Origin of the sequence: Empedobacter sp. R750 (genome assembly GCF_030324345.1) — a bacterium.
GTDB classification, from domain to species: domain Bacteria; phylum Bacteroidota; class Bacteroidia; order Flavobacteriales; family Weeksellaceae; genus Empedobacter; species Empedobacter falsenii_C.
Window position 1 is genome coordinate 237,119 of sequence record NZ_JACAGF010000003.1, and the last position, 19,151, is coordinate 256,269.

General features: G+C 32.4%; 18 protein-coding genes and 1 other RNA gene. 9 read left to right on the forward strand and 10 right to left on the reverse strand.

Annotated elements, in window-relative coordinates; genetic code table 11:
- The first annotated feature begins 23 nt into the window (after positions 1-23).
- From HXZ74_RS05225 to HXZ74_RS05240, 4 genes are all read left to right on the forward strand, one after another.
- A complete protein-coding gene (locus HXZ74_RS05225) occupies positions 24-1,484 on the forward strand; it encodes a hypothetical protein (protein ID WP_286474165.1) in 1,461 nt (486 codons plus the stop codon).
- 22 nt (positions 1,485-1,506) lie between these two features.
- Positions 1,507-2,211: a hypothetical protein gene (locus HXZ74_RS05230; RefSeq protein WP_115001614.1), complete on the forward strand. Its 705-nt coding sequence runs from the start codon at positions 1,507-1,509 to the stop codon at positions 2,209-2,211.
- Positions 2,211-3,152, forward strand: coding sequence for a transketolase family protein (locus HXZ74_RS05235; protein ID WP_180906861.1), 942 nt, complete (start codon positions 2,211-2,213; stop codon positions 3,150-3,152). The genes HXZ74_RS05230 and HXZ74_RS05235 overlap by 1 nt, the downstream gene beginning before the upstream one ends.
- Positions 3,153-3,337: 185 nt before the next feature.
- Positions 3,338-4,111: a LuxR C-terminal-related transcriptional regulator gene (locus HXZ74_RS05240; RefSeq protein WP_180905075.1), complete on the forward strand. Its 774-nt coding sequence runs from the start codon at positions 3,338-3,340 to the stop codon at positions 4,109-4,111.
- Here the strand turns inward: HXZ74_RS05240 and rnpB are convergent.
- The 3 genes from rnpB to HXZ74_RS05255 all read right to left on the reverse strand — a co-directional run bounded on the left by rnpB (position 4,112) and on the right by HXZ74_RS05255 (position 7,800).
- Positions 4,112-4,421: RNase P RNA component class A (rnpB, locus tag HXZ74_RS05245), an RNA gene on the reverse strand.
- Positions 4,422-4,504: 83 nt separating this feature from the next.
- Positions 4,505-7,030 (reverse strand): ATP-dependent Clp protease ATP-binding subunit, encoded by a 2,526-nt coding sequence (locus HXZ74_RS05250; RefSeq protein WP_280049848.1) that lies wholly within the window; start codon positions 7,028-7,030, stop codon positions 4,505-4,507.
- 119 nt (positions 7,031-7,149) lie between these two features.
- Positions 7,150-7,800: an NRDE family protein gene (locus tag HXZ74_RS05255; RefSeq protein WP_152606108.1), complete on the reverse strand. Its 651-nt coding sequence runs from the start codon at positions 7,798-7,800 to the stop codon at positions 7,150-7,152.
- Positions 7,801-7,850: 50 nt separating this feature from the next.
- Between HXZ74_RS05255 and HXZ74_RS05260 the strand changes: the two genes are divergently transcribed.
- The 3 genes from HXZ74_RS05260 to HXZ74_RS05270 all read left to right on the forward strand — a co-directional run bounded on the left by HXZ74_RS05260 (position 7,851) and on the right by HXZ74_RS05270 (position 10,175).
- Positions 7,851-8,348: a hypothetical protein gene (locus tag HXZ74_RS05260; RefSeq protein ID WP_038333107.1), complete on the forward strand. Its 498-nt coding sequence runs from the start codon at positions 7,851-7,853 to the stop codon at positions 8,346-8,348.
- Positions 8,345-9,331, forward strand: coding sequence for an ATP-grasp domain-containing protein (locus tag HXZ74_RS05265; protein WP_280062878.1), 987 nt, complete (start codon positions 8,345-8,347; stop codon positions 9,329-9,331). The genes HXZ74_RS05260 and HXZ74_RS05265 overlap by 4 nt, the downstream gene beginning before the upstream one ends.
- A 67-nt stretch (positions 9,332-9,398) precedes the next feature.
- Positions 9,399-10,175, forward strand: coding sequence for a rhomboid family intramembrane serine protease (locus tag HXZ74_RS05270; protein WP_260392487.1), 777 nt, complete (start codon positions 9,399-9,401; stop codon positions 10,173-10,175).
- On the opposite strand, the gene HXZ74_RS05275 is transcribed toward HXZ74_RS05270, so the two are convergent.
- Positions 10,139-10,588, reverse strand: coding sequence for a hypothetical protein (locus HXZ74_RS05275; protein WP_280062877.1), 450 nt, complete (start codon positions 10,586-10,588; stop codon positions 10,139-10,141). The genes HXZ74_RS05270 and HXZ74_RS05275 overlap by 37 nt on opposite strands.
- Before the next feature lie 189 nt (positions 10,589-10,777).
- Between HXZ74_RS05275 and HXZ74_RS05280 the strand changes: the two genes are divergently transcribed.
- The gene (locus HXZ74_RS05280) at positions 10,778-12,898 is read left to right on the forward strand and encodes a zinc-dependent metalloprotease (RefSeq protein ID WP_160279583.1); all 2,121 of its coding nucleotides are present in this window, start codon (positions 10,778-10,780) and stop codon (positions 12,896-12,898) included.
- 77 nt (positions 12,899-12,975) lie between these two features.
- Here HXZ74_RS05280 and HXZ74_RS05285 read toward each other — a convergent pair whose 3' ends face one another.
- Positions 12,976-13,296 (reverse strand): YbaB/EbfC family nucleoid-associated protein, encoded by a 321-nt coding sequence (locus HXZ74_RS05285; protein ID WP_038333099.1) that lies wholly within the window; start codon positions 13,294-13,296, stop codon positions 12,976-12,978.
- A gap of 23 nt (positions 13,297-13,319) precedes the next feature.
- Positions 13,320-14,306 (reverse strand): GTPase ObgE, encoded by a 987-nt coding sequence (gene obgE / locus HXZ74_RS05290; RefSeq protein ID WP_038333097.1) that lies wholly within the window; start codon positions 14,304-14,306, stop codon positions 13,320-13,322.
- 136 nt (positions 14,307-14,442) lie between these two features.
- Between obgE and HXZ74_RS05295 the strand changes: the two genes are divergently transcribed.
- Positions 14,443-15,477, forward strand: a complete 1,035-nt coding sequence (locus HXZ74_RS05295; RefSeq protein ID WP_280062872.1) for a quinone-dependent dihydroorotate dehydrogenase — start codon at positions 14,443-14,445, stop codon at positions 15,475-15,477.
- A 202-nt stretch (positions 15,478-15,679) separates the two neighbouring features.
- Here HXZ74_RS05295 and HXZ74_RS05300 read toward each other — a convergent pair whose 3' ends face one another.
- From HXZ74_RS05300 to kdsA, 4 genes are all read right to left on the reverse strand, one after another.
- Positions 15,680-16,258, reverse strand: a complete 579-nt coding sequence (locus HXZ74_RS05300; RefSeq protein WP_125350758.1) for an adenylate kinase — start codon at positions 16,256-16,258, stop codon at positions 15,680-15,682.
- A gap of 6 nt (positions 16,259-16,264) precedes the next feature.
- Positions 16,265-16,801, reverse strand: a complete 537-nt coding sequence (gene hpt, locus HXZ74_RS05305; protein WP_038333090.1) for a hypoxanthine phosphoribosyltransferase — start codon at positions 16,799-16,801, stop codon at positions 16,265-16,267.
- A gap of 60 nt (positions 16,802-16,861) precedes the next feature.
- On the reverse strand, positions 16,862-18,223 hold the full coding sequence (gene hemN / locus HXZ74_RS05310; RefSeq protein ID WP_286474167.1) for an oxygen-independent coproporphyrinogen III oxidase: 1,362 nt from the start codon (positions 18,221-18,223) through the stop codon (positions 16,862-16,864).
- A 72-nt stretch (positions 18,224-18,295) separates the two neighbouring features.
- Positions 18,296-19,105 carry a 3-deoxy-8-phosphooctulonate synthase gene (gene kdsA / locus HXZ74_RS05315; RefSeq protein WP_038333085.1) on the reverse strand — a complete coding sequence of 270 codons (810 nt, stop codon included), beginning with the start codon at positions 19,103-19,105 and terminating at the stop codon, positions 18,296-18,298.
- Positions 19,106-19,151 lie beyond the last annotated feature (46 nt).

Consider the following 19,151-nt stretch of genomic DNA (forward strand, 5'->3'; position numbering starts at 1 on the left):
AATTTCAATACAACCACAATACTATGAAAACGTTATTTTATTCTATACTTACGCTTTGTTCTTTGACAGCCTTTGGGCAGGAAAAAACATATTCTTTTGACAAAAAAGTATCGTACAAAATCAATTTACCAGAAGAATATCAAACTTATTTGGATGGTCAAAAAGATTTATCTTTTGTAACCTATATTTCTAAAGACGCTGTTTTAGGAACTTCGGAAGGAGGTCCTTACACTTCAGGAAGCTTCAGTAAAGATGCTTTCTTTATCAACAACAGCAAGTTTTTCGAAGTCTATGCCAATTCATTAGAAAATCAATTATCGATAAAAGCACCTTATTATTATGAAGGTATGTCGGATGATAGTTTAAAACCTTATTCGGATAATTTGTTCGAGAAATTTATTTCAGTTAAAAATCTAAATTCATCTACAACGATCAATGGATACAAGTGTAATGAATACGAATTAACATCTAAAACAGATTTCGAAACAAAATCTTCTACATTATGTGTTGATGAAAAAAATGCAATTAATAACGTTGCGATTATGTTTCCTCAAACAAAACTGAAAGGACTTTTGATACGATATGACGCAGGAGATTTTAATGGATTAACAATTCAAAATATTGCAAATTCTAACGTAAAAGTAACTTTTGATGAGAAAAAAGAAATCGAAAGTTTTACTAACGAATTGGCAAAAAAGAAACAAGAATACGAGAACATGATGTCGTCTGTAGATACAGCTTATGCAGCGGAAGCGGCTTATTCGCCAGACAATCGTTACGAGGATCCTATTATTAATTATTACAATTATCAAACATCAGAAAGTGATAACGTAAATAGTCTTTTTGGAACTGTTGCTTCATTAAATTATAGTTTGATTTATAATGATAGCGATTATGATGGAAATCCAGATATCGAGCGTTCTAAAGCTTTAGCAGCTGCGCAAGGTTCTACAAATCAATTGGTAAAACAATTCAAAAAGAATAAATTAGCAAACAAAAGCGAAGTAAAAGAATTAAATAACCTTTTCAAAACGTATTTCGATGATGCTAAAAAGTTTAAATTAACAGAAGTTTCAACAGATTATGATGAAGCGGCTGTAGCAGTAGATTCTGTTGCTGCTATGCCTTATGATCTTGCAGATTATTATGACCCGTATACTTCTACTTACAAAACGACAGATATTAGCAAAATCGATTTGGCAATCGACAATCCAGACGTTCAAGATTTCATGAAAGTTGCACCAGAACATTGCAAAAACTTGAAAGCTAAAATTCCGACTTTTACAGATAAAGATTTAGGAAATTTGGTTTACAATTACGCAGGACAAGTGTGCGATTTATACATTTATCAAAGTGGAAGTGTTGCTCTTTCGGGAACAATTGATGCGATGAGAAAAAGTATTTTAGAAATCAATAATAAATATGATAAACTGAAAAAAGAAGACAAGGATAAGTTAACTACTTTCTTGAATTCTTTGGATTAATATTGATCAAAATACATCGATAATGAAAAAACCAATCAGTTTAATATTAACGCTTTTTACAAGTTTAACTTTTGCTCAAATGCAATCGTATAAATTCGAAAACGTTATTCAATATCGTATCAAAAGTGATTTCTATTCAGATTTTCTGGATATTTTATCAACCAAAGATTATAAAGCGCATTTAATGATTACGCGAACACCGATGGGAAATTTCGCTTCATTAAAAATAAACGATAATATGTATTCTGTTTACAGCGAAGAAGAAAATCCGAAGGTTTTTAAAATAGATTTCGAAGGCACTAAAGATTTATTAGGAACTTCTTTTTTAGCGACTGATAATCCAAGTTTAACGAATTCCGCAATCGGAAATAGTTATGTTGCGAATAGAACTGGTCAAAAAGAAACGATTCTGAATAAACAATGTGAAGTATATAACATTTTTAGAAAAGATAATGACAACGATAATGGTACAGAAATTTGTATCGATACAAATTCTAACATCAACACCGTTCCGTTTATCAATTCTGAACTAAATTTGAAAGGCTTGATTTATCGAGTTGGACAAAATATTGTGTTAGAAAATGTTGAAACCTTAGAAAAATGGATCAAAAAGAGCACTGAAGAGGAAGAAGAAATTAATGTTTCGCCAAATGATTTTATTTATCAATTTGATGAAAAAACAGAAGTAGAAAAATACAAAAACGAATACAAAAAACAAAAACAATGATAGACTTAACATACACAGAAAAAAAAGATACACGTAGTGGATTCGGAGACGGATTGACAGAGTTAGGAAGAACAAATCCTAACGTTGTTGCATTGTGTGCTGACTTGATTGGTTCATTGAAAATGGATCAATTTATCAAAGAAAATCCAGAGCGTTTTTTCCAAATTGGTATTGCAGAAGCAAACATGATGGGAATTGCTGCAGGTTTGACAATTGGAGGTAAAATTCCTTTCACAGGAACGTTTGCTGAGTTTTCTACAGCTCGTGTGTACGATCAAATTCGTCAATCTATCGCTTACTCTAACAAAAATGTAAAAATCGCTGCATCGCACGCTGGTTTAACATTAGGAGAAGATGGTGCAACTCACCAAACATTAGAAGATATTGGTTTGATGAAAATGTTACCAGGAATGGTGGTTATCAATCCTTGTGATTACAATCAAACTAAAGCGGCTACAATTGCTGCAGCTGAATACGAAGGTCCTGTTTACTTACGTTTCGGACGTCCTGCTGTTCCAGTTTTCACGCCAGCTGACCAAAAATTTGAAATTGGTAAAGGTATCTTAATGAACGAAGGTTCTGATGTAACAATTGTTGCGACAGGTCATTTAGTTTGGGAATCTTTAGTTGCTGCTGCTGAGTTAGAAAAAGAAGGAATTTCTTGTGAGGTAATCAATATTCATACTATCAAACCATTGGATGAAGAAATTATCTTAAACTCTGTAAAGAAAACAGGAAAAATTGTAACAGCTGAAGAACACAATATTTTAGGTGGTTTAGGAGAATCTGTTGCAAGAGTTTTAGCACAAAAATTACCAACAAAACAAGCTTTTGTTGCGGTTAATGATAAATTTGGTGAATCTGGAACACCTTCAGATTTAATGAAAAAATATGGAATCGATTCTACTGCTGTAATCGAGAAAGTAAAATCTTTACTTTAATTCCATTATAATATTAAAAAGGAGCTAAAAATTTAGCTCCTTTTTTTATAGGTTAAATATAAATAGGTTGGTTGAAAAAAGCAAAACTGCTTTAATCCTATAGATATTTTGCAAAATTAGTTTATATTGCTAATTCAAAAAATACTCATTTAATGGTATTTTATTAATCTTTTACTTGTAAGCATATGAAAAAAGCAAATCAAAAATCTATAACTGAATATGCAAGTATTGTAAAAAAATTGTGGAGTGAAAATACAGATAGTAGAACCTTTAACGAAAAAGATGAGAGTTTTCAATCGATTAATGATTATTTACAAACTTTAGGAAGTCTTGCTCTTGGTGAATCTTTCATGTATTTTATCAGTCCTAATTCTGCAACTTTCGAATATGTATCTCCTCAATGCGAGGATATTTTGGGTTATCTACCTAACGAATACACTGCTGAATTATGCGTAGAAATCGTACATCCAGATGATTTGCAACATGTAATTGATATTCAGCAACGAATTTCAAATTTCAGTATGGAAATTGTTCCAGAAGAAAGAATCAATTATAAATTCACCTATGATTTTCGTGTGATAGATAAAAAAGGTGAAATTCATCAAATTCATTTGCAACATTTCTTTTACGAATTAAGTAAGAATTTTTTACCAAATCGAGTTTTTTGCTTAGCGACTGACATCACACAAATAAAGGTTGGAGGGAAACCGACCATGCATATTTACAACATCAAAGATGGATTGAATAATCTTCTTAATTCAAAAACAAATTCATCTTTACAACTTACAAAAAAAGAAACGGAGATTATAGAATTTCTGATCAAAGGTTACACAAGTCAGGATATTGCTGATGCAATTGGCTTAAGTAAACATACTATTGATACACATCGAAGAAATATTTTGAAGAAAAATGATTGTTCTAATACTTCAGAATTATTTAGTCTTTACTTCAAAAAATAGAAAAAAAGCAAGCCGATAAGCCGGGTTCTGTCATCTTAATAAATTAAGACGCTTTGTCATTTATCTAGTATTTTAGTTACCTAAAACATCAATCTGCCTACCCCCCAGCAACGAACGAGTAGCTCTTAACTGCTGGTATACATGGCATTGCTCCGCATAGAGTTTACCTGGTTTCACTACAGCCGAACTGTACATACTTTCTGTTGCACTTGTCCTCGCCTCTCGACGGACGGGCGTTACCCGCTATGCTTACTCTTTGGAGCCCGGACTTTCCTCTTCACATACATGAAGCGACAAAGTGGCTTGCTGAGCGCAAATGTACGGCAAAAGTTACCGAAATAAAAAAGGCTTAAACAAAAATGTTCAAGCCTTTCTATTATAGAAACTTAGAAATTATTCTGATTTTTCTTCTTTCGTTTTTCCTTTTACAGAAATTTTAACGCCATCTTTTGCTTCATTTAAATCAAGGATTAATTCATCTCCTTCACTAATTACAGCATTGATGATTTCTTCTGCCATCGGATCTTCGATGTATTTCTGAATCGCACGTTTCAACGGACGAGCTCCATAATCTTTATCAAATCCTTTGTCTGCGATAAAATTCTTTGCTTCCTCAGTTAATTCAATATGATAATTTAAAGCTGTTAAACGCTCTATTAAACTTGCCAATTCAATATCGATGATTTTCATGATATCTTCTTTTGTCAATGAATTAAAGAAGATAATATCATCAATACGATTCAAAAATTCTGGAGCAAAAGCACGTTTTAAAGCTGTTTCAATTGTTGATTTTGCACGTTCATCAGCAGAATCTTTCTTAGATGAAGTTCCAAATCCAACACCATCTCCAAACTCTTTCAATTGTCTTGTACCAATGTTAGACGTTAAAATGATAATCGTATTACGGAAATCAACTTTACGACCTAAACTATCAGTTACATGACCATCATCCAAAATTTGTAATAAAATATTGAATACATCTGGATGTGCTTTCTCAATCTCATCTAATAAGATTACTGCATATGGTTTACGGCGAACTGCTTCTGTTAATTGTCCACCTTCTTCGTAACCAACGTAACCCGGAGGTGCCCCAACTAAGCGAGAAACGGCAAATTTCTCCATGTATTCTGACATATCGATACGAATTAATGCATCGTTAGAATCAAAGATTTCTTTCGCTAAAACTTTCGCTAATTGTGTTTTACCAACACCTGTAGTCCCTAAGAAAATGAATGAACCAATTGGTTTGTTTGGATCTTTCAATCCTGCACGATTACGTTGAATTGCTTTCACAACTTTCGTTACCGCTTCATCTTGACCAATTACTTTTCCTTTCATTAACTCATTCATTTGAGCTAATTTTTTCAATTCTTTTTCAGCTACACGATGTACAGGAACGCCAGACATCAACGAAACAACTTCCGCTACATTTTCTTCTGTAACCGTTTCACGATTCTCTTTCGATTCTTGCACCCATTTTGCTTGCTCACGTTTCAAATCGCTTTCTATTTGTTTCTCTGAATCACGTAAACGAGCTGCTTCTTCGTATTTTTGAGATTTTACAACTTTCGTTTTCTCTTCGCGAACTTCTTCTAATTTTGCTTCAAGGTCTAAAATTTCTTGTGGAACTTTTATATTCTTGATGTGTACGCGAGAACCTGCTTCATCTAAAGCATCAATCGCTTTATCAGGCAAGAAACGATCAGTAATATAACGTGTTGTCAAATTAACACAAGCTTGCAACGCTTCGTCTGTATAATTTACATTGTGATGCGCTTCGTACTTATCTTTGATGTTATGTAAAATCTGTAATGTTTCTTCTGGAGTTGTTGGTTCAACCATCACATTTTGAAAACGACGAACTAATGCGCCATCTTTTTCAATATATTGACGATATTCGTCCAACGTTGTTGCTCCAATACATTGTAATTCACCGCGAGCCAAAGCAGGTTTGAACATGTTAGAAGCGTCTAAAGAACCTGTAGCTCCTCCTGCTCCAACAATTGTATGTAACTCATCAATGAAAAGAATAATGTCATCATTTTTCTCTAATTCATTCATAATAGCTTTCATACGTTCTTCAAATTGTCCACGATATTTAGTTCCAGCAACTAATGACGCTAAATCTAATGTTACCACACGTTTGTTAAACAAAACGCGCGAAACTTTACGTTGTACAATTCTTAAAGCTAAACCTTCTGCAATTGCAGATTTACCAACACCTGGTTCTCCAATTAACAATGGATTGTTCTTTTTACGACGAGAAAGAATTTGAGAAACACGCTCTATTTCTTTTTCACGTCCAACTACAGGATCTAATTTTCCTTCTTGCGCAATCGCTGTTAAATCTCGTCCAAAATTATCTAAAACTGGCGTTTTACTTTTTGAAGTTGATTTACTTGTAGACGCACGCTCAAAATCGTTATCAGAATCACCTCCATCAAAAGATGGATTTTCTGCACGAGGAGATTGAATTTCCTCATCTTGAAATTGAAATTTGAATTCTTCCTTTACTGTATTGTAATCAATATCCAACTTATTCATCAATTTTGTAATCGGATCGTTTTCATTACGAAGGATACACAATAATAAGTGAATTGTATTTACAGTCGGACTTTTAAACAATTTCGCTTCTAAGAACGTTGTTTTCAACGCTCTTTCAGCTTGTTTTGTCAAACTCAAATTTTTTATATTATTACCAGGAGTTTCTTTTGCTGGGTTTAGGTTTTCTATTTTTTGACGCATTTCATCTAAATCGACATTCAATGCTTCTAAGACAGAAATGGCTTTCCCTTCACCGTCGCGAATAATCCCCAACAGAAGGTGTTCCGTTCCTATTTGGTCGTGGCCTAATCTCAACGCTTCTTCCTTACTGTAAGAAATAACGTCTTTTACTTGTTGTGAGAAATTATCGTTCATTTTACTATTTAAGCTGTCTTTAACAAATATAATTATTCTGATAGACTATAGCATAAATTATGCCTATGTCCGAAATGATTTGATGATTCCTTAAAATAACGAATTATTGTCTATTAATTTCAAAATAGCTGACAATATTTCATATCAATTCTTAAAGAATTCATAATAATTTGAGAGATAGATGTCGTTGCTAAAAAATCGTACAAATCGCCTTTATTCATTTTCAAATCATCGTGAAGTTCTAAAATTTCTTCGGAATTTAACTCATTATTTTGGTTAAAAATTTCATCAATTTCATTTCTTCTTTCAGGACTATACAATGTCGACGAACACCATGTCACAATTTTTTCTTGCGAAACATCTTTTACGCTCAGTTTATTTTCATTCCAAAACAAAAGGTAAGCATTTTTAGTTGTTCTTTCAAAAACAAAAATTGTAAAAGGTGCGATTTCTGACAAATTTTCCGAATTAATAAACTCATTTACAGAATTATATTTCAATAAATCTAACAAGATAATTCCTCTACTTTCTCTGTATTTCTCTTTGAAATGCGTTGGTTTTTCTATTCCTCCATTCAAAATACACGCAACATATTGCTCCGAATAAAAAATCCAAGTCCCATTCGCACGCTCATCTACAGGCGAAAAATAGGTTTTATCAAAACGCTTTTGCTCCACAATCTCTTTAGAAGAAGAACGATTAATTTCCTCATCTCGGTTGTGTGTCAACACAAATTCATCCTCATTTCTGTAAAAACTGATTATACACATCTCATTTTTCAATTTAGTTCAAATGTAAAAATTTATCTTTGCAAAGAATTATGAGTATTCAGAAAACTATAGCGCATTCTTTTGATGAAATGAAATCGATTCTTTTGCAATTTGACGATATGTCTTTTCAAAAGGAATTAGAAATCATTTCTGATGCTTCTGTTGGTCAACATTTTCGACATATTATCGAGTTTTATTCGTGCTTTTTACATGCTCAAAAAAACAATTGCATTTGTTATGATGACAGAGAACGAAATCGTGCTTTAGAAAATTCGGTTGTCGAAAGTTCGAATACATTGAATCATCTAAAATCAGAAATAGAACGTTTAGATTTAGAAAAAACAATTCAGCTAAAACAGAATTACTACGGAGAAAACTTCACAATTAATACCACAAATTATCGTGAATTAATGTATTGTTTTGATCACAGCGTTCATCATTTTGCATTGATTAAAATTGCTATAGAAACTCATTTTCCAACGATTAAAATTCCACAAAATTTTGGAATTGCATCTTCTACAATTGCTTTTCAAAATCAAGAGAAATGAACCCAAAAATAACGAAATGGACACGATACGAATTTTGGCCATTCTGGTTATTTTATGCGCCATTGACGCCTTGGTACATTTATAAAATCTTTCAAGCAGGTGCTCCAGCCTACTTTTGTTCGGCAAATCCTACAATGAAATGGGGCGGATTTATTGATTATTCTAAAATTGATTTGCTCAATCAAATTGATGAAAATTATAAGCCAAAAACTAGTTTTTTTAAAGAATTTACAACACAAGAAATTCCGTTTGATTTTCCTTTTATTGCGAAACCAAATCTGGGTGAACGTGGTATTGGTGTTGAATTAATCAGAAATGAAATTGATTGGAAAAATTATTTAGAACAAAATAATCGCGATTTAATTTTACAAGAATATATTCAATCTAATTTTGAATTTGGTATTTTCTATGTTCGATTACCAAAAGAAAAAAATGGCAAAATACTTTCGATTACAGCTAAAGATTTTTTGACGTTTACAGGTAATGGAAAATCAACATTGAAAGAATTAATCGAACAAAATTTAAGAGCTTTTTACCGAAAAGAGTATTTGTTTAAACGTTTTCAAAACGAACTAAATTCAGTTCTTCAAAAAGATGAAAAATTATTGGTTGAACCAATTGGAAATCATAGTCGAGGTACAACTTTTTTGGATGGATCTTCTCTAAAAACATCTAAATTAGAAGAAACTATAGATCAAATTGCAAAAAAAATTGATGGTTTTTATTATGGACGAATCGATTTGAAAGCAAAAAGCTTAGAGGATTTTCAGAACGGAAATTTTGTCATACTCGAAATTAATGGTGCAAATTCTGAAGCTACTCATATTTACGATCCGAATTTTAATTTGATAAAAGCTTATAAAGAAGTGATTAAGCATTTAAATTACCAACATAAAATTGCTATTCAAAATCATCAATTAGGCGTAAAATGGACCGATTGGAAATTGCTTGCGCAAGAATTATTAAAACGCTATCAAGCTTAATTTGACCAAAATTGGCAGACTTTCTGGAAAGGAATAAAGATTGAAAGATGTTTTCGAAACCAATTTTATGAGTTATCCTTTTCCAAAGAAAACTATTATAATTCCTCTCTTACTACTTATCCCAATGTGGATTATCTTTTTGTTTCAACAAAACGGATACAATTTAGACAGTTGTTACGGCGTTATTCCGAGAACTTTCGTAGGATTGAAAGGTATTCTGTTCTCACCTTTATTTCACTCGGGTTGGAAACACATTATCAGCAATACTTTTCCATTAGCTTTTCTTAGCTTTATCGCACTATTGATGTACGATAGATTGGCTTATTACGTGATATTCTTTGGTTGGATTTTATCAGGAATTATTCTTTGGATCATTGGAAACCCACCTTTTTTAGATGACAATGTAAGCTGTCATATTGGAGCAAGTTCTATCGTTTACTTATTAGCTTCGTTTATATTTTTCAGTGGAATAATCAGAAAAGAACGTGGTTTAATGGCAATTTCGTTAATCATTATTTTATTATACGGCGGAATGATTTGGGGAATGGTTCCTCAAGAAATTTTACCGCAGTTAAAAACAGATACAAGTAGCAATTCTATTTCTTGGGAAGGACATTTGAGTGGATTTATCTCGGGTGCATTTTTCGCTTATCTGTTTAGAAATATTGGTCCACAAAAAGAAGTTCCGAAATGGGATCAAGAAAATTATTATGACCCGCAAGCTGAACGTTTATGGGATATTTACCAAGAACAAGAACGTTTGAAAGCAGAATATTTGGAATCGTTGGAAAATGAAGATGATGAATTTTATTTAGATAAAGAAGTTGATAACTCTGTCAAATAATCATCAATTTTCTTTAATTCTTTTGCTGGATTACCTTTATCGTATGGATTTGAATAATAAGTTGAATCTTTTGTTTGAAATTTCAAAACTACATTTGGAGCACCATCATGCATAAAAGCTTGACTTGGAGATTTGATATTTTCTAATTTTTCTAACAAGATTTGATCCATAAGTTTTGTTAAATTCTCCCATTCTTTCGTAGTATTTTTTATCTTTATTGTATCGTTTTCATTTTTGATTAATACAATAGTAGATTTATCTACAATTAAGTCATAGTGCATTTTTCTTGACGATTCTATTCTTTCTACAGATAGTATATTTTCTTGTTTATTTTGGTTAGAATAATTATTTTTTTGACACGATAGCAAAGTAATAATTCCTAAAAATATTGAAAGATAAAAAGCTATTCTCATAAAATTTTATTAGTTTTATCATTAATTAACAAATATAATTAACAATATTTAATGAAAAAACTTTTATTCACTCTATCAGTTTTATCCTTATTCGGTTATGCTAACGCACAAAATTGGAAGGAAGTACCTAGTTATTTTTTAAAAAGTAAAAATATTACTACTGAATATCAAAATTCAAAAGTATATTCAATGGATATCAATACTTTGAAAAATAAATTAACATTAGCCCCATCGAATACTAGTAATCAATCAGGAGTGGTTGTTGACATGCCTACATCTGATGGTAGTATTCAAAAATACATGATATGGGAAGCTTCAATCTTATCTCCAAAATTACAAGAGAAATATCCTAATATTCGCTCATACGTTGGAAAAAGTTTAGATGATCCATCTGTTTATTTAAGATTTAGTGTAACTCCTTTAGGATTGAGTTCTTCTATATTTAGAAATGAAGGAAAATCAGACTTTATTGAATCTTATGATGTTGAAGGTTCAACATATTACGAAGTTCATAGTTCTAGTAAAGCTGTAAGTAATTTTGTTTGTTCAACAAATGAACTAATTTCAAAACATCAAGCTAATAAAGAAGATTCTTCTAACTTACAGAACAAAGCCAATAATCAAGTTTTTAAAACATATCGATTAGCACTTTCTGTTCCTGGAGAATATTCGGCTTATTTTGGTGGTACAAAAGAAAAAGCTTTGGCAGCTATGACAAATACCATGACACGTGTAAATGGAGTATTTGAAAAAGATATGTCAGTTAATTTCCAATTCATTGATAATATTGATGATTTAATATTTACAGATGCAAGTACTGATCCATATTCAGCTCCTGCACAAGGAATGGCAGATCACCCTACATATGGTTCAGCCCCTTATTATTTATCTACATGGCAAGTTGAATTACAAACTTATTTAACAAATAATCTTGGTGAAGATAAATATGACATTGGACACTTCTTCGGCTCTCAAGGAGGAGGAGGAAATGCAGGGTGTATTGGATGTGTATGTGATACAGCATTTCCTGATGGAAAAGGGAGTGGTATGACTTCTCCTGCAAACAAAATTCCTTCTGGAGATAAATTTGATATCGATTATGTTGCTCATGAAATTGGACATCAAATGGGAGCTAATCATACTTATTCTCACATTTATGAAGGTACAGGAGTTAATGTTGAACCTGGAAGTGGCTCTACGGTAATGGGATATGCAGGTATTACGTCTTATAATGTTCAATCAAATTCTGATGATTATTTCACATACAGAAGTATAGCTCAAGTTCAGAACAACTTAAAAACTAAAAGTTGTGGTGTAGAAAAACCAATTCTAAACACTCCTCCAAACATACAATTAGAAAAAGCTTTATACAGAATCCCTGTGGGAACAGCATTCAAATTAAATGCTACAATTACTGATGCTGAAAATGATGCTGTTTTAACTACGTGGGAACAAAACAATTCTGGAACAAGCGCTACAACAAATGCGAATAGTAGAGTGAAGGAAACAAAAACATCTGGTCCTAACTTTAGATCTTTTTCTCCTGTTAAAGAAACATACAGATATTTCCCTAATTTCACTTCTATTTTAGCAGGTAAATTATTACACACTGGAACAGGAAATGTAGTTTGGGAATCTCTAACTTCTGTTGCAAGAACATATGATTTTACTGTAACTGCGAGAGATTATAACGTACAAGGTCCCCAAACTCAAAACGGAAGTGTAAAAGTAATGGCTACCGCTGGAGTTGGTCCTTTTGTTGTTCTTACTCCAGACGCAACAAATAACAAATTACCAATTAATGCTTCTAATTTTGATGTCACATGGGATGTTGCTAAAACTAACGAAGCTCCTATCGAAACTACAAAAGTTAAAGTTTCAATTTCATGGGATGCAGGAAAAACATTCGAAGAATTAGGAATTGTTGATAATACAGGATCAGCTAATTTCCAAATGCCTAGTAACGCTAAAGATGTTACAGAAGGTTATATTATGATTGAAGCTGTTGATAATGTTTATTTAGCTGTAAAAAAATTCTCTACAGGATTATTAGCTACCAAAGATTTAAACACAACTAAATCTACAATATATCCAAATCCGTCTAATGGGCAATTCACAATTGAACAAAAAGCTTCTGGAAAAGTAAATATTGAGATTGTTGATGTAAATGGAAGAATAGTTTATTCAATTTCTGAAAATGCTTCTGGAAATTTAAAGAAACAAATCGATACGAATTTACCATCAGGAGTTTATATCATAAAAGTTTCATCTAATGAAGGTCAATCAACATCAAAATTGATTATTAAATAATTCTATTTTTAATTAGATATCAAACAAAAACCCCTGAAAATTAATTTTCAGGGGTTTTATTTTTTTTCAAATTCTTCTTAGAAAGGCATTCCAGGAATGTTTGGTAAGTTTTCTTGAGCCGTTTTTTTCGCTCTGTCAATTGCTTCTGTTTTTACTTGTTCCAACGCTTTGTTTAACGTCATTACTAACAAATCTTCAATTTCTTCTTTTTCCATTCCTTCGGCAAGTTCAATATCTTTTACTGTTGCCAATTTAGACATTGTAATTTTTACTTTTCCATCGTTAGAAGTCGTTGTAAAAATTTCTCCATCTAATTCATTTTTCAAATCAGAAAATTTATCTTTAAATGAATTGATTTTTCCCATCATTCCCATGATGTCTCCAAAATTTCCAAACATTTGTCTTTATCTTTAATAATTAGTTATTCGTGTAGTTTTTTCCACAATAAATCTTTCAATTCTGTGATTCCTTTTCCAGAAACAGACGAAATAAATATCGTATCAATATCAGTTGGTAATTGCGCTTTAATCTCAGCTTCCAATTCATCATCTAACATATCTGACTTAGAAATTGCTAAAATTCGTTCTTTATCTAACAATTCAGGATTGAATTTTTTCAATTCATTCAACAGAATTTCATATTCTTTTTTATAATCTTCTGTATCGGCAGGAATTAAAAATAATAAATTAGAGTTACGCTCAATATGACGCAAGAAACGATGTCCAAGACCTTTTCCTTCTGCCGCACCTTCGATAATTCCAGGAATGTCTGCCATAATAAATGACTGATGATTACGGTATTCTACAATTCCCAAGTTAGGTGTTAACGTTGTAAATGCGTAATCTGCAATTTTTGGTTTAGCAGCCGAAACAGCTGATAATAAAGTAGATTTTCCTGCATTTGGAAAACCAACTAAACCAACATCTGCCAAAATTTTCAGCTCCAATGTAACTTGACGCTCGTCACCATCCAAACCTGGTTGGGCATAACGAGGCGTTTGACGCGTTGCAGAACGGAAATGCCAGTTTCCTAAACCTCCTTTTCCTCCTTGCGCAATAATTAATTCTTGCCCATTTTCTGTTACTTCGCCAATAATATTTCCTTCTTCATCTTTGGCAATTGTTCCGATCGGAACTTCCAAAATAATATCTTCACCGTCAGCTCCAGTAGAACGAGATTTACCTCCACGTCCACCGTTTTGCGCACGGAAATGTCTTTTGAATCGAAATTCTAACAAAGTCCAAAGATTTGAGTTTCCTAGAAGCGTGATGTTTCCTCCACGTCCACCATCTCCACCGTCTGGTCCACCTTTGTCAATATATTTTTCGCGATGCAAACTTGCTGAACCAGCACCTCCATGTCCTGCTCTACAATTTATTTTTACGTAGTCAACAAAATTTGATTGCATAATTTTTTTATTTTAATTAGTCTGCAAAAGTACGATTTCTAATTTGTTTATTAAAATCTAATTCATAAGTTTCAAAATATTGTAAAACTGATGAATAGTAGGTAAATTATTTATCGGATATGATTAATTTTGCAGCATGTACAAACAATTCAAAAACATTTTATTTCAATTACAGCCCGAAGATGCACATCATTTCGTTACGCGAAATCTAAAAAATTATGCTGCATTTCCTGGAGTTGGAAAATTATTAGATAAATTTTATCAATACAATCATCCAAGTTTAGAACGAGAAGTTTTTGGAATTAAATTCAAAAATCCAATTGGTTTAGCTGCAGGTTTTGATAAAAATGCTGAATATATTGAAGAATTGAACCACTTCGGATTCGGTTTTATCGAAATTGGAACCGTTACACCAAAACCTCAACCAGGGAATGATGCGCCGCGTATGTTTCGTTTGGTAGAAGATGAAGCGATTATCAACCGAATGGGATTTAATAACAAAGGTGTTGATTTTGCTGTTTCGAAAATTAGAGAATTAAAAAATCGTGAAAACTATATTATTGGTGGAAATATTGGTAAAAATAAATTGACGCCAAACGAAGATGCTGTTGATGATTATATCAAATGTTTCAATGCATTGTTTGATTATGTAGATTATTTTGTAGTTAACGTTAGTTCTCCAAACACGCCTGGATTACGAGATTTGCAAGAAAAAGAACCTTTATTGTACATTCTGAATTATTTGCAACAATACAATAATCAGAACGAAAAACCGAAACCAATTTTACTGAAAATCGCACCAGATTTAACAGATTCGCAATTAGACGATATTATAGATATTGTATTAGAATCTAAAATTGCAGGAGTGATTGCCACAAATACAACTATTTCGAGAGAAGGATTAAAATCTAATCCTGAAATTGTAAAAGAAACTGGTGGAGTTTCGGGAAAACCACTTAAAAATCGTTCAACAGAAGTGATTCGTTATCTTTCTGAAAAATCGAACAAAGCATTTCCTATCATTGGAGTTGGTGGAATTCATACCGCTGAAGATGCTAAAGAAAAACTGGAAGCTGGTGCAAGTTTGTTACAAGTTTATACAGGTTTTATTTATGAAGGCCCTGCTGTTGTAAAAAACATTTGCAAAGGCTTGGTTGAAGGAAAAAAGTAAAGTCATTCTGAACTCGTTTCAGAATCACATGATATAAATTGATGAGAAGCTGAAATAAATTCAACTTGACATAATTGTCATTCCGAGCTTGTCGAGGAATCTCAGATTCTTCATTTCGCAAAAGATACATTCAGAATGACATTATACTAAAAATGCTCCTTTAATTAAAAGGAGCATTTTTAATATAATGTAAAAGTTGTTCTTATAAAACTTCTTTAATTGCTGCGTTCAATTTTTCGGTAATATCTTCAATAGAACCTACTCCATCAATCTCAACCCATTTTCCTTGCGCTTTGTAGTGCTCTGCTACAATTGCAGTTTTCTCGTAATATTCTGTAATACGATCACGGATAATTTTTTCGTCCACATCATCTGCACGACCAGAAGTTTTTCCGCGCTCTAATAAACGTTGAACCAAAATTTCGTCATCCACAACTAATGCTAATGTAATCGAAACTTCGCTTTCGTATTTATCTGCTAAGATTTTATCTAAAGCCTCTGCCTGAGATGTTGTACGTGGATATCCATCAAAAATATATCCTTGCGCATTTGGATTGTTATCTAAATGATCAACCAACATATTTGTTGTTACCTCATCTGGAACTAATTGTCCCTTGTCCATGTAAGATTTCACAAGAGCGCCTAATTCTGTTTCATTTTTAAGGTTGAAACGAAATAAGTCTCCAGTAGAAATTTGAGGAGTTTGGTACTTTTCTTCTAAAAATTTAGCTTGTGTTCCTTTACCACTGCCAGGAGGTCCGAACAATACAATGTTTAGCATTTTGTTTTAATGTTTTATTTGATAAATATCTGGTAAATTTCTTCCTAATCCGTCAAAATCTAATCCATAACCTACTACAAATTTATCAGGAATAGAGATTCCTACTAAATCTACCTTTAAATCTTTTTTGTAAGCATCTGGCTTAAATAATAAAGTTGCTACTTTTAATGATTTTACCTTTTTCTCTTTCAAGATTCGGTGCAACTCTACTAACGTATTACCTGTATCTACAATATCTTCTAAAATAATTACGTGACGTCCTTCAACATTCATCGGAATATCCATCTCAATAGTAATTTTCCCTGTTGATTCTGTTCCTTCGTAAGATTTTAATTTCAAGAATGAAATCTCACATTCTCCTTGATATTGTTTTAAGAAATCGCTGAAGAACATTACAACTCCGTTTAATACACCAACAAAAATCGGTCTTTCGTCTTTGTATTCTTCGTAAACTTCGTTTGCCATATTTTTGATGGCGTGTTCTATTTCTTCAAAAGCGATGTACGGAATAAATTTTTTACCGTGAATTTCTATTTCTTTCATTGTTTGAGATATTCAAATATATACTTTTTTTGATAAAGTTTAAAACATTTATCTATTTTATTAGATTGTCATTGAGAAAATGCGTGTTTCTGGCTCGTTATCTATCATTCTCTTATCGAATGTCATACACACATTTCTCACATATGGACGTCCTTCTTCTTTTACGATCAAACCATTTTCTACAAATTCAATCAAATTATCGTCAACCATATCCTGCAACATAGTTTTGATACGATCTACATCATCAAATTTCATATTATCATCAGCCCAAGAAGTTTCTAAATTACACATTAAATTTAGAATATGACGACGCATAATCAAATCTTCTTCTGATAAAATATGACCTTTGAAAACGGATAACTCTCCGTTATTAATTGATTTTTCGTACTCTTCTACCGTTTTCTCGTTTTGTGCAAAACTATACCAAGAATCACTAATAGAAGAAACTCCTAAACCAACCATTAATTGTGTTTTCGAAGAAGAATATCCCATAAAATTACGATGTAATGTATGGTTTTTCATCGATTGATACATCGAATCTTGTTCTAAAGCAAAATGATCCATCCCAACTTCGAAATAGTTCATTTCCTCGAACATTTTCTTTCCTTCTTCATATAATGCACGTTTCAATTCTGGCGAAGGCAAATCTTCGTCATGAAAACCACGTTGTCCAACACCTTTTATCCATGGCACGTGCGCATAACTGTAAAACGAAATACGATCTGGATTTAATTCTTTTGTCAAATTAATCGTTTCCATCATTCCTTCCATTGTTTGATGCGGAAGACCAAAAATCAAATCGTGAGAAATCGATGTAAAGCCAATTTCGCGCGCTTCTTCTGTTGCTCTTTTCACATTCTCGAAAGGTTGAACACGATTAATTGCTTCCTGAACTTTCAGATCATAATCTTGTACACCATACGAAATACGTCTAAAACCTAAATCGTATAAAGCCTGTAAATGCTCTTTTGTTGTGTTATTTGGATGACCTTCTAAACTAAATTCGTGTCCTTCGGCAACATCCGCATATTCAAAAATACCATCAATTAATTTCTTCAAATTTTCTGGAGAGAAAAACGTTGGTGTTCCTCCTCCTAAATGAATTTCTTTAATTTTTGGTCGAGATGAAAATAAATCCACATATAATTTCCATTCTTTCAAAACCGTATCAATATACGGAACTTCTACCGAATGCTGTTTCGTAATACGTTTGTTACATGCACAAAACGTACACAACGACTCGCAATAAGGTAAATGAATGTAAATTGATATCCCTTCTTCTGCATTGCTTTCATCGAAAGATCGTTGAAAAGTTTCAATCCAACCTTGTTTAGTAAAATCATCATTGTCCCAAAACGGAACAGTTGGATAACTTGTATAACGAGGTCCTGGAATATTATATTTCTGAATTAAATTATTCATTATCTAAAAAATTAAAAATACTTAATCAACTTGACTAAGTATTATTTAATAAATTTTCTTTAAAAATTATTTTTATAGAATTGCCTGACGAACTCTAACCAATTTCGTTAATAAGTCTTCTAACAAATCTAATTGTAACATGTTTGCACCGTCACTTTTCGCGTTTTTAGGATCTGGATGTGTTTCGATAAAAATACCATCAGCACCTACAGCAATCCCAGCTTTTGCAATTGTTTCGATTAATTCTGGTTTTCCTCCTGTTACACCCGAAGCTTGATTTGGTTGTTGCAAAGAATGCGTAATATCTAAAATAACTGGCGCATAATTCTGCATCACAGGAATTCCACGATAATCTACCACTAAATCTCCGTAACCTAACATAGTTCCACGCTCGATAATTGCAACATTACTATTACCAGAATCTGTCACTTTTTCTACAGGAAATTTCATTGCTTCAGGCGAAAGAAATTGACCTTTTTTCAATGTAACATGTTTCCCTGTTTGTGCAGCTGCAACCACTAAATCGGTTTGACGAACCAAGAAAGCAGGAATTTGTAAGACATCTACATAAGCCGCCGCCATTTCTGCATGAAAAGGTTCGTGGATATCTGTAGTTGTTGGAACATCAAAAGTTTCTCCAACTTTTTGGATAATTTTCAATGCTTTTTCATCTCCAATTCCTGTAAAACTATCAATACGAGAACGATTTGCTTTTTTGAAAGATCCTTTAAAAACATAAGGAATCTCTAATTTATCAGTAATTGTTACTACTTTTTCAGCAATTCTCAAAGCCATATCTTCACTTTCGATGGCGCATGGACCAGCAAGTAAAAAGAAGTTTGGCGAATCTTTGTGTTTTATCTTTGATAAAGTTTCTATCATTGTGCAAATTTACACAAAGTTATCGACTTATTTTTCATAATTTTGC

What these genes read in the sequence shown, in the direction of transcription:
- HXZ74_RS05270 (WP_260392487.1), top strand. Translation starts at nt 9,399, where the DNA reads ATGAGTTATCCTTTTCCAAAGAAAACTATTATAATTCCTCTCTTACTA.
- HXZ74_RS05285 (WP_038333099.1), bottom strand. Translation starts at nt 13,296, where the DNA reads ATGTTTGGAAATTTTGGAGACATCATGGGAATGATGGGAAAAATCAAT.
- HXZ74_RS05300 (WP_125350758.1), bottom strand. Translation starts at nt 16,258, where the DNA reads ATGCTAAACATTGTATTGTTCGGACCTCCTGGCAGTGGTAAAGGAACA.
- HXZ74_RS05230 (WP_115001614.1), top strand. Translation starts at nt 1,507, where the DNA reads ATGAAAAAACCAATCAGTTTAATATTAACGCTTTTTACAAGTTTAACT.
- hemN (WP_286474167.1), bottom strand. Translation starts at nt 18,223, where the DNA reads ATGAATAATTTAATTCAGAAATATAATATTCCAGGACCTCGTTATACA.
- kdsA (WP_038333085.1), bottom strand. Translation starts at nt 19,105, where the DNA reads ATGATAGAAACTTTATCAAAGATAAAACACAAAGATTCGCCAAACTTC.
- HXZ74_RS05225 (WP_286474165.1), top strand. Translation starts at nt 24, where the DNA reads ATGAAAACGTTATTTTATTCTATACTTACGCTTTGTTCTTTGACAGCC.
- HXZ74_RS05255 (WP_152606108.1), bottom strand. Translation starts at nt 7,800, where the DNA reads ATGTGTATAATCAGTTTTTACAGAAATGAGGATGAATTTGTGTTGACA.
- HXZ74_RS05280 (WP_160279583.1), top strand. Translation starts at nt 10,778, where the DNA reads ATGGATATCAATACTTTGAAAAATAAATTAACATTAGCCCCATCGAAT.
- HXZ74_RS05295 (WP_280062872.1), top strand. Translation starts at nt 14,443, where the DNA reads ATGTACAAACAATTCAAAAACATTTTATTTCAATTACAGCCCGAAGAT.
- obgE (WP_038333097.1), bottom strand. Translation starts at nt 14,306, where the DNA reads ATGCAATCAAATTTTGTTGACTACGTAAAAATAAATTGTAGAGCAGGA.
- HXZ74_RS05260 (WP_038333107.1), top strand. Translation starts at nt 7,851, where the DNA reads ATGAGTATTCAGAAAACTATAGCGCATTCTTTTGATGAAATGAAATCG.
- HXZ74_RS05265 (WP_280062878.1), top strand. Translation starts at nt 8,345, where the DNA reads ATGAACCCAAAAATAACGAAATGGACACGATACGAATTTTGGCCATTC.
- hpt (WP_038333090.1), bottom strand. Translation starts at nt 16,801, where the DNA reads ATGAAAGAAATAGAAATTCACGGTAAAAAATTTATTCCGTACATCGCT.
- HXZ74_RS05275 (WP_280062877.1), bottom strand. Translation starts at nt 10,588, where the DNA reads ATGAGAATAGCTTTTTATCTTTCAATATTTTTAGGAATTATTACTTTG.
- HXZ74_RS05250 (WP_280049848.1), bottom strand. Translation starts at nt 7,030, where the DNA reads ATGAACGATAATTTCTCACAACAAGTAAAAGACGTTATTTCTTACAGT.
- HXZ74_RS05240 (WP_180905075.1), top strand. Translation starts at nt 3,338, where the DNA reads ATGAAAAAAGCAAATCAAAAATCTATAACTGAATATGCAAGTATTGTA.